General features: G+C 38.9%; 15 protein-coding genes. 12 read left to right on the top strand and 3 right to left on the bottom strand.

Annotation, left to right across the window (positions count from 1 at the left end; all coding sequences use genetic code 11):
* Positions 1–17 precede the first annotated feature (17 nt).
* The 8 genes from tkt (at position 18) to AC3ANL_RS25410 (ending at position 10,679) form a co-directional block, all read left to right on the top strand.
* Complete coding sequence (tkt, locus tag AC3ANL_RS25445; RefSeq protein ID WP_488327067.1) at positions 18–2,012, top strand: transketolase; 1,995 nt, start codon at positions 18–20, stop codon at positions 2,010–2,012.
* 124 nt (positions 2,013–2,136) lie between these two features.
* Positions 2,137–3,030, top strand: coding sequence for a phosphogluconate dehydrogenase (NAD(+)-dependent, decarboxylating) (gene gnd, locus AC3ANL_RS25440; protein WP_488327066.1), 894 nt, complete (start codon positions 2,137–2,139; stop codon positions 3,028–3,030).
* A 46-nt stretch (positions 3,031–3,076) separates the two neighbouring features.
* Positions 3,077–3,742, top strand: a complete 666-nt coding sequence (fsa, locus tag AC3ANL_RS25435; protein WP_488327065.1) for a fructose-6-phosphate aldolase — start codon at positions 3,077–3,079, stop codon at positions 3,740–3,742.
* A 101-nt stretch (positions 3,743–3,843) separates the two neighbouring features.
* Positions 3,844–5,181 carry a glucose-6-phosphate isomerase gene (locus AC3ANL_RS25430; RefSeq protein ID WP_488327064.1) on the top strand — a complete coding sequence of 446 codons (1,338 nt, stop codon included), beginning with the start codon at positions 3,844–3,846 and terminating at the stop codon, positions 5,179–5,181.
* Positions 5,182–5,225: 44 nt separating this feature from the next.
* A complete protein-coding gene (locus tag AC3ANL_RS25425; protein WP_488327063.1) occupies positions 5,226–6,557 on the top strand; it encodes a GntP family permease in 1,332 nt (443 codons plus the stop codon).
* A 64-nt stretch (positions 6,558–6,621) separates the two neighbouring features.
* Positions 6,622–8,175: a gluconokinase gene (gntK, locus tag AC3ANL_RS25420; protein ID WP_488327062.1), complete on the top strand. Its 1,554-nt coding sequence runs from the start codon at positions 6,622–6,624 to the stop codon at positions 8,173–8,175.
* 125 nt (positions 8,176–8,300) lie between these two features.
* Positions 8,301–9,158, top strand: coding sequence for a class II fructose-bisphosphate aldolase (locus tag AC3ANL_RS25415; protein WP_488327061.1), 858 nt, complete (start codon positions 8,301–8,303; stop codon positions 9,156–9,158).
* Between the two features lie 246 nt (positions 9,159–9,404).
* On the top strand, positions 9,405–10,679 hold the full coding sequence (locus AC3ANL_RS25410; RefSeq protein WP_488327060.1) for a diguanylate cyclase domain-containing protein: 1,275 nt from the start codon (positions 9,405–9,407) through the stop codon (positions 10,677–10,679).
* 104 nt (positions 10,680–10,783) lie between these two features.
* Here AC3ANL_RS25410 and AC3ANL_RS25405 read toward each other — a convergent pair whose 3' ends face one another.
* The 3 genes from AC3ANL_RS25405 to AC3ANL_RS25395 form a co-directional block, all read right to left on the bottom strand.
* Positions 10,784–12,028, bottom strand: coding sequence for an aminopeptidase (locus tag AC3ANL_RS25405; RefSeq protein ID WP_488327059.1), 1,245 nt, complete (start codon positions 12,026–12,028; stop codon positions 10,784–10,786).
* A 229-nt stretch (positions 12,029–12,257) separates the two neighbouring features.
* A complete protein-coding gene (locus tag AC3ANL_RS25400) occupies positions 12,258–14,366 on the bottom strand; it encodes an MMPL family transporter (RefSeq protein WP_488327058.1) in 2,109 nt (702 codons plus the stop codon).
* Positions 14,367–14,474: 108 nt separating this feature from the next.
* Positions 14,475–15,050 (bottom strand): TetR/AcrR family transcriptional regulator, encoded by a 576-nt coding sequence (locus AC3ANL_RS25395; protein ID WP_488327057.1) that lies wholly within the window; start codon positions 15,048–15,050, stop codon positions 14,475–14,477.
* A 488-nt stretch (positions 15,051–15,538) separates the two neighbouring features.
* On the opposite strand from AC3ANL_RS25395, the gene AC3ANL_RS25390 reads away from it, so the two are divergent.
* The 4 genes from AC3ANL_RS25390 (at position 15,539) to AC3ANL_RS25375 (ending at position 19,073) form a co-directional block, all read left to right on the top strand.
* Positions 15,539–16,258 carry a hypothetical protein gene (locus AC3ANL_RS25390; protein ID WP_488327056.1) on the top strand — a complete coding sequence of 240 codons (720 nt, stop codon included), beginning with the start codon at positions 15,539–15,541 and terminating at the stop codon, positions 16,256–16,258.
* On the top strand, positions 16,258–17,028 hold the full coding sequence (locus tag AC3ANL_RS25385) for a hypothetical protein (protein WP_488327055.1): 771 nt from the start codon (positions 16,258–16,260) through the stop codon (positions 17,026–17,028). The genes AC3ANL_RS25390 and AC3ANL_RS25385 overlap by 1 nt, the downstream gene beginning before the upstream one ends.
* A gap of 284 nt (positions 17,029–17,312) precedes the next feature.
* Positions 17,313–18,230: a class I SAM-dependent methyltransferase gene (locus AC3ANL_RS25380; protein WP_488327054.1), complete on the top strand. Its 918-nt coding sequence runs from the start codon at positions 17,313–17,315 to the stop codon at positions 18,228–18,230.
* A gap of 150 nt (positions 18,231–18,380) precedes the next feature.
* Positions 18,381–19,073 (top strand): AIM24 family protein, encoded by a 693-nt coding sequence (locus tag AC3ANL_RS25375; protein WP_488327053.1) that lies wholly within the window; start codon positions 18,381–18,383, stop codon positions 19,071–19,073.
* Positions 19,074–19,286: the final 213 nt, after the last annotated feature.

Genomic DNA, 19,286 nt, shown 5'->3' with positions numbered 1-19,286 from the left:
AAAGGAGATTCCAACAAATGAGTAAAACAGTAGAAGCTTTAGCCGTTAATACAATTCGTACTTTATCAATAGATGCCATAAATCAAGCTAATTCCGGTCATCCTGGTCTGCCGATGGGGGCCGCACCAAGTGCCTATGCTTTATGGGCCAATCATTTAAAACATAACCCTCAGCACGCCCAATGGTTTAATCGTGACCGCTTTGTTTTATCTGCTGGCCATGGTTCAAGCATGTTATACAGCCTGCTTCATCTTGCTGGCTATGATGTGACGATTGATGATTTAAAAAGCTTTCGCAAGCTAAACAGTAAAACACCAGGTCATCCAGAATTTGGTCATACAGATGGTGTGGACGCCACAACTGGACCCTTAGGACAAGGGATTGCCAATGCAGTAGGGATGGCAATGGCAGAGGCACATTTAGCAGCGAAATTCAATAAAGAGAAATTCCCTGTGATGGATCACTATACCTACGCCATTGTAGGGGATGGTGATTTATCAGAAGGGATCTCTTATGAGGCCATGTCCATGGCTGGTCATATGAAACTTGGCAAACTGGTGGTTTTATACGATTCAAATGATATTTCGTTAGACGGAGAATTAAATTTATCCTTTTCGGAAGATATTAAGAAGAGAGCAGAATCTGTTCATTGGCAATACCTGCGAGTAGAAGATGGAAACAACGTGGAAGAAATCTCAAAAGCCATTGCAGAAGCAAAAATGAATATAGAACTGCCAACTTTAATCGAAGTAAGAACCATTATCGGTTATGGCAGTCCAAAAGTGGCGGGGACAAATAAAGCACATGGTGCACCTCTTGGAGTAGAAGAAGCGAAGGCAACGAAAAAAGCCTATGGCTGGGATTATGAAGAAGATTTTTATGTCCCAGAAGAAGTAAAGGCACATTTTGAATCCTTAAAACAATTAGGTATTGAGGCTGAAGAACAATGGAATGGATTATTTCAAGCATACAAAGAGGCCTATCCACAATTAGGGAAAGAACTTGCTGATGCTATTGAAGGAAAAGTATTAATTGATGTGAACGATATTTTAACTTTTAATCCTGAAAAAGCAGTTTCCACTCGGGTAGCTAGTGGAAATGCCATCAATCATTTTGTGAAAATCGTCCCATCTCTCTTTGGCGGAAGTGCTGACCTTTCTCACTCCACCATGACGGATATCACAGGAGAAGCAGCATATGCCGTCCAGTCCTATGCAGGCCGTAATGTATATTTTGGTGTTCGTGAGCATGCCATGGGTGCAGCTGGTAATGGAATGGCACAGCATGGTGGTGTGAAACCATTTGTAAGTACATTCTTTGTGTTTAGTGATTACCTTCGTCCATCAATACGGTTAGCGGCCCTACAAAAGCTGCCTGTAACCTATGTATTTACTCATGATTCAATTGCCGTTGGAGAAGATGGTCCAACACATGAACCAGTTGAACAATTAACGGCATTGCGTTCGATTCCAGGTCTTACAGTCATTCGTCCATCAGACGCAAATGAAACAGCGAGTGCCTGGGCATATGCCCTTCAAAACACAGCAGGTCCAGTAGCTTTAATTCTAAGCCGCCAAAACCTTCCAGTGTTTGAAGAAACGAAAGCCAATCTTGAGAACCTATCAAAAGGGGCCTATGTATTAACAGAAACAAATGAAAATCCTGATCTTATTTTTATTGCTACTGGTTCTGAAGTTTCCCTTGCTGTGGGTGCAAAAGCTGAACTGGAAAAAGAAGAAGTATCGGTACGTGTAGTCGCCATGCCAAGCTGGGAACTATTCGATCATCAATCCGCGAGCTATAGGGAGTCTGTTCTTCCATCTGCAGTGACGAAACGTGTGTCTATAGAAATGGGGATCTCACTTGGTTGGGATCGCTATGTTGGACCGCAGGGAAAAATAATGTCTATTGATACCTTCGGTGCCTCTGGAACGGGTGCAGCGGTGATGGAATTATTTGGTTTCACGATTGAAAATGTTGTTCAAACAGCGAAAAAATTACTAAATGCCTAAGCAAGCGGGGCATTTGATAAACTTGATGCCCAAATGATTAGGGGGAAATCAACTTTCTTCTATATAACATAGAAGAAAGCAATAAAAACAACGTAGGCAAATACATCTTTAGGAGTGAATTAGGATGCAAGTTGGATTAATCGGTTTAGGAAAAATGGGCTTTAACTTAGGTCAAAATTTATTGGATCACCATCATTCGGTAGTAGCTTATGATTTGAATCCAAAAGCTGTAGAGGAAATGAATAAACTAGGCGCCCATGCCACATCGAATCTAGAGGAATTAGTACAATCATTAGAAACACCTAGAATTCTATGGATCATGGTTCCGCACACTGTAGTGGATTCCGTTCTTAGCGAGATCAAACCATTGCTTGAAAAAGGTGATGTTGTGATTGAAGCCGGGAATTCCCATTATAAAGAATCGATTCGCCGGTATGATGAGTTAAAAGAAATGGGAATCTATTATATGGATGCCGGAACTTCAGGTGGAATGGAAGGTGCCCGTAATGGTGCATGTTACATGATCGGCGGCGATCAAGAAGCATGGCAGATCGTTGAACCGCTTTTCCGTGATACAGCAGTAGAAAATGGCTACCTATATGCCGGAAAAATTGGCAGCGGCCATTTCTTGAAAATGATTCACAATGGCATTGAGTATGGCATGATGGCTGCCATAGGCGAAGGGTTTGAAGTATTAGAAAAAAGCGAATTCGACTTTGATTATGAAAAAGTGGCCAAGGTTTGGAACAATGGATCCGTTATTCGGTCATGGTTAATGGAACTAACAGAAAATGCCTTCTCTAAAGATCCAAAACTTGATGGAATTAAAGGGGTCATGCATTCATCTGGTGAAGCAAAATGGACACTAGAGACTGCTTTAGATTTGCAAACAGCAACACCTGTTATCGCTCTTTCATTACTATCCCGCTATCGTTCATTAGATACAGATACCTTTAACGGGAAAGTGGTAGCGGCTTTACGCAATCAATTTGGCGGACATGCCGTGGAAAAAGCATAAGTAACACATTCGGAAATTAACACAAAATAATTGGAGGTAATTAAACATGAAATTTTTTATAGACACTGCAAACCTTGAGGAAATTAAAAAGGCATACAAAATAGGGATCTTATCAGGAGTAACCACTAATCCATCCTTAGTTGCCAAAGAAGGCGTAAAATTTGAAGACCGAATTGCAGAAATTTTAAATACGGTACCAGAAGTGGAATCGGTATCTGCGGAGGTAACACCACATGCGTTGACAGCGGAAGAAATGATGGCAGAAGCAGATGAATTAATCAAAATCAATGGCGGCGATAAAAATATTACCATTAAAGTGCCAATGAATTTAGCTGGCTTAGAAACAACTCGGTACCTTGCGAAAAAAGGTGTGAAAGTAAATGTTACCCTTATTTTCACTGTCAACCAAGCACTATTAGCAGCACGTGCTGGAGCTTCATATGTATCACCATTCTTAGGTCGTTTAGATGACATTTCTGAAGATGGTGTTCTACTTGTCTCAAAAATTGCCGAGCTATTCCGTATTCATAACCTCGATGCTCAAATTATTGCAGCCTCTGTTCGCCACCCAGATCATGTAACACGTGTGGCCATGGCAGGTGCCCATATTGCGACGATTCCTTACAAAGTTATTGAACAGCTTGCTAAGCATCCACTAACCGATCAAGGAATTGAAAAATTTGCTGCAGATTGGGTCGAACCTAAACACTAAGAGGGAAGGAAGGGCGTTAGCAGTTATGAAGGATACGATTATACGCTAACGTCCATTTTTTTAAATAAGTTCTGAAAAATCACTAAAAAGGGATGGATAAAATGACAATATCTTTTGATTATGCAAACGTACTTCCATTTATGGAACAAAGTGAAGTGGATAACCTTTCCGAATTCGTCAAAACAGCGCACGATATGCTACATAACAAAAAAGGTCCAGGGTCTGATTATTTAGGATGGGTTACCCTTCCGCACGACTATGATAAAGAAGAGTTTTCAAGAATTAAGCAAGCGGCTAAAAAAATTCGAGAGTCTTCGGATGCGTTAATCGTGATTGGAATTGGGGGATCTTATTTAGGTGCAAGAGCAGCGATTGAAGCTCTTTCGCATTCATTCCATAACCAAATGAGCGGCAATACGCAAATCTATTTTGCTGGTCAAAATATTAGTTCAACTTACATTTCTCATTTATTAGAAATGTTAGAAGGCAAAGATATTTCCATAAACGTGATTTCCAAATCAGGTACCACAACAGAACCCGCTGTCGCTTTCCGTATTTTCCGCGATTATTTGGAAAAGAAATATGGGAAAGAAGAAGCGAAAAAGCGGATTTACATTACAACCGACAAAGAAAAAGGGGCATTAAAACAACTGGCCACTGAAGAAGGGTTTGAAACATTTGTTATTCCTGATGATGTTGGGGGAAGATACTCGGTCCTTACAGCAGTTGGTTTATTGCCAATCGCAGCGGCAGGTTTGGATATTGATCAGATGATGGCAGGTGCAGCAGCTGCAGCTGACAGATACAATCATGATGATCTTGCAACCAATCAAAGCTATCAATACGCGGCGGTTCGTAATGCCTTGTACCGTAAGGGAAAAAGCATCGAATTGCTCGTTAACTATGAGCCTGCACTTCATTATGTATCAGAATGGTGGAAACAGCTTTTTGGGGAAAGTGAAGGAAAAGATCATAAAGGACTATTCCCAGCTTCCGTTGATTTTTCAACCGACTTGCACTCCATGGGACAATATGTGCAAGAAGGCCGTCGTGATTTGATCGAAACGGTTGTTCAAGTGTCCAAACCGAAAGTAGAATTAACGATTCAAGAAGATGCAGCGAATTTAGATGGCTTAAACTTCCTGGCCGGTAAGACCATGGATGAAGTTAATAAAAATGCCTTCCAAGGAACCGTGTTGGCACATGTTGACGGCGGCGTACCAAACATGGTTGTAGAATTAGATGAATTAACTGAATATACATTCGGCGAAATGGTTTATTTCTTTGAAAAAGCATGTGGTATCAGCGGCTTACTCATGGGGGTAAATCCATTTGATCAACCTGGTGTTGAAACATATAAGAAAAACATGTTTGCTTTACTTGGCAAACCTGGCTATGAAGCGGAAAAAGAGGCTTTGTTAAAACGGTTAACAAAATAGCATCGTAGAGTTTACTTTTACTAGTAGGAGAGGTGTATCTTTTTATGAATGCATATCTGTTAATTATTACACTTTTATCCATTGTAATTGTTATATTAGGTGTTTCTTGGTTTAAATGGCATGCCTTTATTAGTTTAACCATTGCAAGTTTATTTTTAGCGATTATGTCGGGTATGTCTTGGGATAAAATAGTAACTGCGTATGAGACGGGAGTCGGTGGGACTTTAGGTCATTTAGTAGGTATTTTAGCATTAGGAACGATTTTAGGAAAAATGCTTTCCGAATCTGGCGCAGGTTTGCAAATAGCAAATTTCTTTGTAAAGATTTTCGGTGAAAAAAGGTTACCATGGGCGATGTTTATTTCTGGGTTCATCATTGGAGTTCCCGTATTTTTTGAAGTGGGCATCTTAATTTTATTACCATTGGTCATTTCTATTCAAAAAGCAACGAAGCAAAATATCTTATTAATTGCATTACCCGCTGTAGCAGGTTTATCGATTGTACATGGCCTTGTCCCGCCGCATCCAGGTGCAGTCGCTGCGATTGGTATTTACGGTGCTGATCTTGGAATAGTGTTAATATATTCTTTGATTATCGCCATTCCTGCTGGAATCATTGGTGGCCCTTTATTTGCAAAGTGGCTTAACAAGCGAGTGATTCCAGAAGGAAAACCAGAACTTGTTAAAGTAGAGGAATCAACAAATTCAATTTCTGTACCAAGTGCTGGGGTTTCATTCTTATCCATTTTAATGCCTGTTATTTTAATGTTATTAGGCACTGCTGCACCGTTCATACCAATGTCATCAAGTGCAAAAAAATTTCTTGCATTTATTGGTAGTCCGCTTATTGCACTGCTCATTTCTTGTTTTATTGCTTTTTATCTTCTCGGTTTCCGTCAAGGAATGAATAAAAATGTGATTAAGAAATTCGTTGAGGAGTGTATCCTTCCAGTTGGTTCTATTATTTTAATTGTAGGTGCTGGCGGGGGATTCAAACAAATTTTAATTGATAGTGGTGTAGGATCAACAATTGGTAGCATGTCTGAAAGTTTATCTTTGTCTCCACTTGTTTTAGCCTTTCTAATCGCTGGTCTTATTCGGATCGCGACAGGTTCGGCTACAGTCGCCTTAACAACTGCCGCTGGAATTGTTTCACCAATTATTGCCAATATGTCTGGTGTAAACTTAGAATTACTCGTCATTGTAACAGGTGCGGGATCGCTCATGTTTTCGCATGTTAATGACGCTGGATTTTGGATGGTTAAGGAATACTTAGGATTATCGATTAATGAAACATTTAAAACATGGACTGCATTAGAAACGCTTTTATCATTTGCTGCTTTCGCCGGCGCATTAATTCTGAATATGTTTGTTTAATTTGTGAGTAAAAAAACAGCAAGAAATTTTCAATAAATATTTTGGAAGGGATAATGATTATTCTATGGAGCATTCATCCTTTTACTTAGGCGTTGATATTGGAACAACAAGTACAAAAGCAGTTTTATTTGGTGATAAAGGAACCGTTATAAGCATGCACCATACGGAATATCCCCTTTATAGCCCAGCACCTTCGATTGCGGAACAAGATCCGGAAGAAATATTCCGAGCTGTTAAGGAAACGATAAAAGTTGCTATAAAAAAAGGAAAGATTAGTCCAACTAATTTACAACTTGTTTCTTTCAGTTCAGCCATGCATAGCGTCATTCCTATGGATGAAAGCGGAAAACCCTTAACTCGCTGCATTACTTGGGCAGATAGTCGTGCTACAGAATGGGCTGAAAAAATAAAAAATGAACTGAATGGAATTGAAATTTATAAAAGAACTGGTACTCCAATCCATCCGATGTCACCACTTGCAAAAATTGCTTGGCTTCGGACAGATCATCCTGAGATCTTTAATAAAACGAATAAATTCATAGGCATCAAAGAGTATATCTTTTATAAACTCTTTGATAAATACATTGTTGACTATTCTATTGCTTCCGCAACTGGTTTGTTTAATTTGCAGCAATTGAATTGGGATAAAGAAGCGTTAGAGGTTGCCGGAATTACGGAGAAGCAGTTATCTGAGCCAGTCCCTACAACTTTTTATATAACAGGGTTAAAGCAAGAATATGCAGATGAACTAGGAATTGCGTCTAATATTCCATTCATTATTGGGGCTAGTGACGGTGTCCTATCAAACTTAGGAGTTAATGCCATTGATCCAGGCGTTGTCGCTGTAACGATTGGAACAAGTGGCGCCATTCGAACCGTTACAGATAAACCTGTAACTGATCCAAAAGGAAGGATTTTCTGTTATGCATTAACAGAAAATCATTGGGTGGTTGGCGGTCCCGTTAATAATGGTGGTATGACATTTAGATGGGTTCGTGATGAACTGGCTTCAGCTGAAGTCGAAACAGCCAAACGCCTTGGCATCGATCCATACGATGTATTAACAAAAATAGCTTCGCGTGTTTCTCCAGGTTCAGATGGACTGCTTTTCCATCCTTATTTAGCCGGAGAGCGCGCACCTCTTTGGAATGCCAATGCAAGAGGTTCCTTTTTTGGACTTGGTCTTCACCACAAAAAAGAACATATGGTTCGTGCCGTATTGGAAGGCGTTATTTTAAATCTTTATACGGTGATGTTGGCACTTCAAGAGATGATTGGTGAACCAAGAAAAATCCAAGCAACAGGTGGATTTGCGAGGTCTGAGCTATGGCGCCAAATGATGGCTGATATTTTTAATCAAGAAGTAAGCGTTCCGGAAAGCTTCGAAAGTTCTTGTTTAGGTGCTATTGTTCTTGGAATGTATGCACTCGGACAGATTGATGACTTCTCTATCATATCCGAATGGGTCGGCTCTACACATGCCCACCAACCTATTAAGGAGAACGTAGAAATTTACGGGGATTTAATAGCTATTTATATTCGTATCTCTCGCGTTCTTGAAAATGAATACGGAGCAATCGCCAATTTTCAAAAAAAATGGGTGAAAACAAATAATTAAACATCATGTTCTTATAAGGGGATAGCCTATGTATCTTAGATCATCAAAACCTAAGAGGGATAGGCATGAAATGAATGAAGGAAAGCTTTGAAAGAGTGATCGATTTTAACAAAGGGGGAAGTAAGATGTCTTTAGTGACAATGAAAGAAATGTTGAATAAAGCTAAATCAGAGGGTTATGCGGTAGGTCAATTTAACATAAATAATCTGGAATTCACTCAAGCAATTCTACAAGCTGCCGAAGAAGAAAAATCACCAGTTATCTTGGGAGTTTCTGAAGGTGCAGGGAAGTATATGGGTGGATATATAGCTGTTGTAAAAATGATTGAAGGTCTGCTTGAATCATACAAAATAACAGTTCCAGTGGCTATACACTTGGACCATGGATCAACCTTTGAAAATTGTAAAAGTGCTATTGATGCGGGCTTCACTTCAGTCATGATTGATGCTTCTCACCATCCCTTTGAGGAAAATATCGCGATTACCTCAAAGGTGGTTGAATATGCACATGCCAAAGGTGTATCTGTTGAAGCAGAATTAGGTACTGTTGGCGGGCAAGAGGATGATGTTGTCGCGGACGGTGTGATTTATGCTGATGCGAAAGAATGTGAGGCACTTGTAAAACGTACAGGTATAGATTTCTTAGCGCCTGCTTTGGGATCTGTGCACGGTCCATACAAAGGGGAACCAAACCTAGGTTTTGTTGAAATGGAGGAAATCCGGAACCTAACAGGTGTACCACTAGTGCTTCATGGGGGAACAGGTATCCCAACTAAAGACATCCAAAAGGCGATTTCTTTAGGAACAGCCAAAATCAATGTGAACACAGAGAACCAAATTGCATCTGTTAAAACGATACGAGAAGTACTAGCTGCTAATCCAGATATGTATGATCCACGCAAATATTTAGGACCAGCACGTGAAACAATTAAACAAACCGTAATTGGTAAAATACGTGAATTCGGTTCTTCCAATAAAGCTTAATCGATTATCCTTATTTACCAAAGAAAAACATGAGAGCGTCAAATTTGATAGGGATTCTAAGAGCATTACAAAAGGTAACCAATGAATGAATGCTATACAGAGAGCTAATCGATTTTTTGATTAGCTCTTTTTAATACGTGCTGTCACTTTTAGAATCAAAATGGCATTCCGAAAAATCCACTGTGATTAATTAGGTACAGTTATAATATATTAACTTCTAGATTGATAGAAATAGAATGGACGTGAATGACTAGGATTATGGAAAAAATAACAAAAATAGAAGATGAAGCGTTTGAACTCATCTGGGAACATACCAATGATGCCATTTTTATTATTGGCCAAGATGGAGATGTTCTTCAGGCTAATCCAACGTTTACTGATATTCTGGGCTGGAGAATTGAAGAAATTAAAGGGGTTACACTGCCACCCTTCTTAATTAACATCACTAGAGAACAACATAAGGCATTCTTAAATAAGTTAAAAAGAGGAGAGAATATAAGTTATTGTGTTACAAAAAGAAAAAGCAAAGATGGGGAAGTCCTGGACATCTTAGCAACTTACCGTGCTATTAATAAGGGTAAGGCTCTTGCAGTGGTTATATATAAGGACTTCACAGAACAAATGAAAATAAATAGGCGACTCAAGGAAAGTGAAGACTGTTATCGTAAACTGGTCGAATTTTTACCTGATGCTATTATTGTTCAAAATAACGACCATATTGTGTTTGTAAACAGGGAGGGAATCAAGTTTTTAGGACAAGACAATGCCAATAGCTTGATTGGGAAACCGATTTGGAAGTTTATCTATTCGGAAAATAAAAAGAGCATTGAACAAAGATTAGCGAAGATGATGGAACAAAACGATGGAATCAAACCGATTCCAATCGTAGAAAAAATTCTTCGCTTTGATTATAAGATGTTTTTCGTGGAGATAACAGCGATACCGATTGTTTATAATGGCGAATCGGTCATGCAAATTCAATTTCGAGATATATCTGACAGTAAAAAATATGAAATACAGTTAGAACATATGGCTTTCCATGACCCCCTAACAGGACTCAGAAACAGACGAAGCTTCATCGATATTATGGATCAATCAATTGAGTATGCAAGTATGACGGATGAGCAACTTGCGGTAATGTATATCGATTTGGATAAGTTCAAGGACGTAAATGATTCACTCGGACATGAAATAGGAGATGAACTACTTAAACAGTTTGCAAATAGACTAGTGAACAATGTTCGAGAAAATAGTATCCTTTGTCGTATAGGCGGGGATGAATTCTTATTATTAATTAACAATATTAATAACGCCCAGAGTGTTTCACGTATTGCAGAGAGGTTATATGAAACACTTCAGCAGCCATACCAAATTAAGGGACATAATATTGAAACAACTGCAAGTATTGGTATTTCGCTCTTTCCTCAGGATGGAACTAGTAGCAAAAGATTAATTAAACATGCGGATCAAGCTTTATATAGGGCGAAAACAACCAGAAACCAATTCATATTTTATAGTTAATGTTAGTAGATACAAAAGATATTGTTGTACCTATATAGAAAGAAAAAAGGAGTCAGCCCTCCACCGCGATAAAGCGGTGGGGGTCTGACCCCTTTTTTAATTGTTTAAAATGCCCAATCGCCATTGCGGAAGATTGGAACAATCGTGCCATCTTGTTTGATGCCGTCAATGTCCATCTTGTCAGAACCGATCATGAAGTCAACGTGAACAGTAGAAGTGTTCATGCCGTGTTGTAATAATTCTTCTTGGCTCATTTTTGTCCCACCTTGAATCGTGGTTGGATATGCAGCTCCGATTGCTAAGTGATTGGAGGCATTTTCGTCATATAGAGTCGTAAAGAAGGTGATACCAGATTGAGAAATAGGAGATGGATCTGGAACAAGGGCAACTTCACCTAAACCAGTACCGCCCTCATTATCGAATACCAATTTCTTAATCGTTTCGTCTCCCTTTTCAGCAGAGATATCAACGATTTTTCCGTCTTTAAAGTGCACTTCAATGCCTTCAATTAACGTGCCGGCATAGCTAAGTGGTTTTGTGCTGCGGACCACACCATCCATGCGATGGGTATCAGGAGCGGTGAAAACTTCTTCTGTAGGCATGTTGGCAATAAATTCTTCACCTTTTGGATTAACACTTTCGGCACATGCCCAAATATGGTTCTTAGGTAAGCCTAAAGTTAAATCCGTGCCCGGTGCAGTGTAGTGCAATGCATCAAATTGGATTTCATTTAATTTCTCAGCTTTTTCATTTAACGTTTGTTTATGCTCATCCCAGGCTGCTACGGGATCCTCTGCATAGACACGGCAGGTTTTGAAGATTTGATCCCATAAGGCATCAACTTGTTCTTCAGACGTTTTCAAGTCAGGGAATACTGTTGCAGCCCAGCCTGCACCAGCAGCTGCTGCAACAGTCCATTTCAAATCATCATTTTGTGTGGCAATGCGCTGTGCTTTAAACGCTTTACCGGCAACATTTTGATAGGCAGCAATTTTAGCAGGATCGACTTCATTTAGTAAGCCTGGATCACTTGATACAATCGAAAGACGACTAACGCGATGATTTAATACATGGTCTTCAGATTCTTGAATTTCGTAGTCAGGAATGTCAGTTAACACTTCTACGGGTTGATTCAAGTAATGCATTTTGCTAATTTCATCATCAGCCCACTTAACGATTACTTTTTCCGCACCTAACCCATAAGCTTCTTTGGTGATTAAACGAGCTAAAGGAGCTTGATCAACGGTAATCGTCATTTTTACCCAATCACCAGGTTGAACATTAATTCCTTTCGCTGTTAAAAGTTTTGCGTATTTATGTAGATTTTCTTCAAAGTTAGGTAGAACCATTTTATGACCTCCAATAATTTATTTCTAAAAACAATACTAGCATAATAATATGAAAATTTCCGCAAGTAAGTCTACAAACGTATTGTTTTGTCCTTTTTAGTATCCCACAAAAAAGGACAAACTATCTTTTTATTTGTTAATCTCAGTGTGTAAACCGTTAGGTCAGACTTTTTTGAGACATCCTCGTTTTTATTTTATGCAAATCGACTTCTGAATAATGCCTAGAAGCTTATTTACTTTCACTAACCGCTTTGTCCTTTTCAAATAAAACGATTAATCCAGGCAATAGGATTCCTCTGATTAAGAATGTATCAAGCAAGATTCCGATTGCGACAATGAAGCCAAACACAAACAGTAATTGGATGGGCTGTGTCATTAAGACGGCGAAGGTTGCAGCAAGGATAATTCCCGCGGATGAGATGACACCGCCTGTATTGGCAACAGCAATTTCGACTGCTTTTTTAACAGAATGTGTTTTCCGTTCTTCTTGGAACCTTGAGATTAACATAATATTATAGTCAATCCCTAATGCAACAAGGAAGACAAACGAATAAAGCGGCACACGGTCACTGATGGTGTCGATATCAAAGAACAGGTTACTTAAGAACATGCCTAACCCTAGCGCAGCAAGGAATGAGATTAAGATCGTACCCATCATGTAGATTGGCATTTTAATAGATTTAGTCAGAATGATTAACATTCCAAAAATTAAAATCGTCTCCAGCAATACAATCACAATGACATCTCGATTATTAACAGCGCGATCATCTACTTTTGTGGCAGTTTCCCCCGCGAAATACAGCTTTCCGTCAAGGCCGCTATCGGCGGTTATCTTTTCGGCTTTGTTAATGATTTTTTCCATGGCGTCTATTGTCTCGACTGAATATGGATTGCCTTTAAAAGTAAGGCTGTAATTAATCACCTTTCGATCCTCTGTTATCCCGTTGACTCGAACATTGCTGACAAGCGGCTGCTTAGAAAGGACCGCTTGTAACTTCGCTTGTTGTTCCTGCGTAATGGCAGTAGACGATTCCAGAAGAATGGTTGTTGGGGCAAGGTCACCCTTATCAAATTTTTCTCCTAAAATTTCATAGCCTTGGCGTGAAGGCATATCTTTAGGAAAAGACTTCATCGTATCAAATTCATATTTTAGATTGAACATATTACTTGCTGCTAAAAGAAGTAATAATCCGATGACACCAACGGAAAGGCCTGGCTTTTTGGCTACAAAACGGCCGACCTTGCTCCAAAGAGAATGTTGATTGAGGGCTTGGTCTCCCACCCGTGGAACTTTTGGCCAGAAGGCCTTTCTGCCAAACAAGGTAAATAAAGCAGGGACAAGGGTAATCGATGCCACCATAATAATGACCATCGTAGTGGCAAAGGTTGGAGCAAAGTTACGATAGTCGCCAAATTGTGCAAAAAATAAAACCAGCATGGCGGCTAATACGGTGCCCCCTGAAAAGAAAACAGGCATACCAGTTTCTCGCATGGCAGCGTGCATAGCATCATATTTACTTTCATGAGCTTTAAGCTCCTCGCGGTACCGTGAAAAGACAAATAAAGAATAATCAATCACGGCGGCAAATAAGAGAATGGACATAATCGAAACTGTTTGACTGCTCATTTCTAGTCCCGCTTTTCCCATTAATCCAAGTGTCTGCGTCACGACTTCATAAACGAAGACAGCGGCAAGCAGCGGAATCAGCGCTAATAATGGCGAACGATAAATGACGATTAATAGAATAAGGATTAAACCGATGGTTGAAAAAATAAGAACAAAATCTGCTCTGGAAAAAAGGTCAAGGGTATCCGTCGCAATTCCGGCAGGGCCTGTCACATATAGCTTTAAATCAGAGGACTCTTTCACAATCTTAGAAATTTCTTGAATGGATTGTTTCATTTCTTTTGTTTCTAAGGAAGAGTCAAACGTTAATGGGATTAGTGCCGTCGTCTTGTCAGCGGAGAAGAATCCCGCAGCGGCTTGTGGCGGCAAGGCTGATAAAGGAACAACCTGCTGTGTGCCTTTAATATGTTTACTTTCGACTTGATCTAAAACCTTAGCGAGATCCGCAAATTCGACTTCCCCTTTATTAGCTTGGAAGACTAAGATGGCTGGAATCCCTTCATTATCTTGAAAATATTGATCCACCTTTGCTTGGGCCACGACTGATTTTGCATTAGCAGGTAAGGTATCAATCTTAGAAACCTCATAATCTCTAACGCTAGGGGCGAAAACAGCCAACAGCATCGTAACAATAAGCCAAGCAGCGAGTGTAATCCACATTCCTTTTTTGGTTGTTACCCGATCGGTTATAGCCTGTAGCAGTGTTTTCATGATTTACTCCTTTCATTACTGAAATTAAAGTGACAAAAGTGTCACTTTTAATAGTTTTAATGACACTTTTGTTACCTTCATTATCTTTTAAAGTAACACTAGTGTCAATTATTCAAATGCTAACACTCCATGACGAATAACCTCTTTGATGGATTGGATCCAGTCTGATTGAGGGATGCCAAAGTGATTGGGAATCATAATCGATTGAAAAATAAATCCTAATATTAACGGGTCGGGAATAGCGGCGTGCAGTTTCTTTTCTTGCCTTCCTAAAGTGATAAAGTTTTGTAAAGATTGATACATAACTAAATGTAGTCTCTCAAGCCTGTCAATATTCTCCTTTGCTTTTTTGTTTTCACTGACTGGAATGCGGCGTCCTACTTCAATCATGTGCGGAATGGTCGAATTTTTAAAAATAAGATCTAATAAGAAGTCAAATTGTGCTTCGAAACCTTTGTGTAATTCAATTTCCTTTAACTCCGAAAGAAAAAGATTCATTTCATAAAGCATATAATCTGTGATCAGCTCTTCTTTATTATCATAGTACTTATAAATAGCACCTCTAGAGATTTTTAACTGTTCGGCTAACAGACTAAAAGTAAATCCCTCATAGCCGTGTTCAAGAAGAAGCTGCTTTGCTGCTTGAAATAAATCATCTGTCGAGAATTTACGTCCCCGTGCCATATGCTCACCTCACTTCTTATTATAGTGCAAGGTGAGAAACAATGAAAATATGATAACTGCTTGCTTGTGTGGACTGGAATGAAATTTTTGTGAACGCCGCGGTTAGCTATAGGAAGGAGCCAATAAATTGTTTGAAAAACTCTATAGTAAAATGGAAAATCATGTTAATCTGAACATAAATAGAAAGAGATTTTGATTGGAGGCAAGGATGAATTGAATAATTGATCTATTAAACTATCTAAGGGGAAACAAGAGAGTTGGAAAATAACATAAGCTTACTAAATACATACGCACAAAAAACTAATCAAACGTTTGATTAAATGAGGTAAAGGTCTTGGTAGAGAAGGCTTACTAACTAAGTTGGAAAAAACTAATCAAACGATTGATTAAATGAGGTAAAGGCCTTGGTAGAAAAGGCTTTCTAACTAAGTTGGAAAAAACTAATCAAACGATTGATTAATTGTGGTTAATAAAACAGGAGGGGGAAAATGAACATTTCTTATGATTTTTCGTTTAATCTCATTTCGATCATAACTGTAACTTTAGCATGGGTCACGATTGGATTAATCGCCTACCGTTTATATAAAAAACAGACTGTAAAACCAAAGGTCTGGAAAGTTCTCGTTAGTTTATTTGTTGGCTTGTTTTCTTTTTCACTCAATGTGCCTTTATTTGATACAGTCATCAAGTTCTCAATCTTACCACTTGGTGTTTGGATTTTGTATTGGATTTTAAAGGGAAAGGAAGGGCGCTGGGAAAGATATCGAACTTTTGCGTGGTGTGGCTTTTTTGCCAATTATATATTCTTGGCTGTCACGTTAATCGCGGTACCAACTCAACATCTGATTTATCCTAAAAATGACCTATCAACGTACATCTCAACCATAGATCAGCCATCAATTATAAATATTCATCCATCAGCACTGAACCGCTCGCTGGATAAAGACCATCTATTTAATCAAGTACAGAGTATGAAGCCAGAGCCAAACCATGGCGTCCAGTGGTATTCAGAAGTGGAGAACAGCGGAGAAGGACCGATCAAAAATGAGCGTTTTCCCTATCAACTCATTGGAACTTCCTCTAAATGGGGGAGCCAAGTAGAGGCAATTATTTATATTGAAGAGGATGGAAAAGGGCTATTGGTCACTACATCGGAAAAACAGCTTTATTTTCGCTCCGATGAGTCTGTCCTAAAAGGAGGGGAATAATGTTGAAGAAAAAAAGGGTCTGGCTCTTTACACTGTTAGGTTCACTTGTCCTTGTCCTATTAGTATTTGTGATTAATTGGTACTACTTTTCAACACCTACGGCATTTCCAAAAAATGACCAACTGATAAAGGAGATTAATTATATTCTTCCAGAAGCAGAGGCCAGCATGATCCAAGAAACAATTCACATCGATAAACAGCATGTATTTGTTCCATTTATTTCTGAAGAAGAAAAATATGGGGTTAGTTATTGGGAATGGAAAATGCGTAAATGGCAGGTTGTTTCCATCAATACAAATGGGGAACCGAATATTTGGAAGATTGATAGCGATGATCCATCCACATTTCGTTTGCTGTGGAACATTAACCCTGAGGATCGCGCCAACTATTTGAATTTCTATTTTATAAGAGAAAGAAGATTCCAAAGCAGTAATGGGGTTGAAAGGTATAACCCCAGAATTCAAATGGTGAAGAAGGTGAATCTGGAGGAGAATTTCTATGGTTCATTAAAACTGCCGGATGATTGGGTAACCTTAATAAATTCCAACATTAAAGTAGCATCGCCGAATACTTCGGTGCCATTTACCAATCATTACTTTCCTGCTGATGAAGTGTATTTTGGTTGGTTTCCCTATGATAAAACAGGTAAAGAGATCATTTTAAATAGTTCTTTAAATGGGCATGGGTATTCAACAGGAAATGCTAGTATAGAATTCATAAGAATTTTAGGTCAAGCAGAAATTGAATCACCTACAGATCAAAATAAATAGAATCTTTTTAAATGTTTTTTAAAGAAAAAACATAAAAACCTAACTAAACGATCCTTAGTTTGCAGGAGAAAAGGCTTTAAGATCTCTCGGCGACGGTTCCTATGTGCAGCTATTTAACAAAATATGGTATATGGCATCAAGTAATTATTTTTAATATTTATATTGACTTTTTATAATCAATGTGTTAAAATATTTATTTATTGACAGATACATATATTTTTCATAAAATAAACTCCTAGCAGATTGTTGTTGGGAGTTTTTTCTATTTTTAAGGGGGAGTTTGCTTGGAAAAAAGCCAGGAAAGTGTAACAGCAGTTGTGAGTTGCTTTGCCAGAGGATATCATGCAACAAAAAGCAGGAAGCCCATTTTTAATGACTTTATGGCCAATTCTCTTTTATTAGAGGAAGAAAAACAGCTCATTTCCACGAACTGGGCCAAGGCAATTGCATTTTTTGATCAGGAGAAAAGTGAAACATTAGCTACCTTTGAAGAAAGATTAAATTGGGTCATGAACACCCAAACGATTCCACAGTTAGTCAGCAGGGCCCGATACGCAGAGGATGGCCTTTTGTCAGCTATCCAGCGAGGTGTAAGACAATATGTCATTTTAGGAGCAGGTCTAGACACTTTTTCCTTAAGACAAGAAAATCTCCCAAACGATTTTACTATTTATGAAGTTGACCATCCTGCCACCCAAGCATTTAAAATCAGTCGCCTTCACGAAAAGGGGATTGAGATTCCTGATAATGTAAAATTTGTTCCTGTTGATTTTAAGACTCAGTCGATAAGTAAGGAGTTAATGAAGAACGGTTTTGATAAACAAAAGCTTTCTTTTTTTAGTCTATTAGGCGTAGGGATGTACTTGGAGAAAAATAACTTTTATCAGCTTCTTTCTACTATTTCCGATTTATCCGTTAACGGAAGTTCTTTCATCTTTGATTACCTCGATGATACCGCGTTTAATGAAAAAACGGCCTCAAAAAAACTCACACAAATGCGACAAATTACAGCCCATACTGGTGAGCCAATCATCACTGGCTTTGACCCTTTTGAACTAGACCGTGAGATCCAAGATTGCAATATGTTAGTCTATGAAAATCTCTCTCCGGCAAATATTGAAGAATGGTATTTTGCGGACAGGGAAGATGGATTACATGCCTTCGATCATTTTCATTTTGCCCACCTAGTGGTTCATAAGTAATAAGATCAACACCGTTCACATTAAATGAGCGGTGTGTTTTTATTTTTCTTTGTTAATGTTTGGGCTATCTTGGACGATTAATGCTAAACCGTAAAACGAAACCTAATTGTATGTTGTTCGTAGATAAGGAAGGAAAGGGCGGTGTGCCTAATGAGCAGGTACTCAATTGAAGAATTTATTAAGCAAACTGAGCAAGAGGATAAGGGAGAAGGCTTTTTTGAATTAGAAACTCCCCGCATGCTTGAGGTAAACCTTGATGGTAAAGTATGGGCCAAAGCAGGATCAATGGTCGCCTATCATGGTGCTATTAAATTTGAACGCGAAGGAATCTTAGAGCATGGGTTAGGGACTGCTTTTAAAAAGGCAATTACGGGTGAAGGTGCTTCATTAATGAAAGCTAACGGCCAAGGGAAACTGTATCTTGCGGATGAGGGTAAAAAAATCATTATTTTGAATCTGCGAAATGAATCCATCTATGTGAATGGCAATGATTTGCTAGCATTTGAACCGAGTATTAAATGGCAGATAAAATTAATGAAGAAAATTGCCGGGATGATGGCGGGCGGCTTATTCAATGTCCGCTGCGAAGGAACCGGTATGATTGCCATTACTACCCATTATGAGCCGCTGACACTAAGAGTTACCCCTGGGAAGCCCGTTATCACGGATCCGAATGCCACTGTGGCTTGGTCTGGTAACCTTCGGCCAGAGTTTCAAACGGATATAAGTTTAAAGACATTATTCGGAAGAGGCAGCGGTGAATCTATTCAAATGAGATTTGAGGGTGATGGCTTTGTTGTTGTACAGCCTTATGAAGAGGTTCATCGGGTGGAAAAAAGTTAATGGGTATTTTTGAGGGATCCTTTCACTTGGTGGAGGGATTTTTTTATGGGAAAGAACGTTGAAATTTTTAATCAGCTATCTTAAAGACAAAAGCGGTCAAGAAACCTAGCAAACTGTCTTTGAAAAGGCTTCTTGAGGACAAAACTGCTTAAGGAAAATAGCAAACTGTCTTTAATCAGCGCTCTTAAAGACAAAAGCGGTCAAGAAACCTAG

It is taken from the genome of Neobacillus sp. DHD-1R (assembly GCF_057747995.1).
This window is presented reverse-complemented; position numbering and strand designations above follow the sequence as displayed.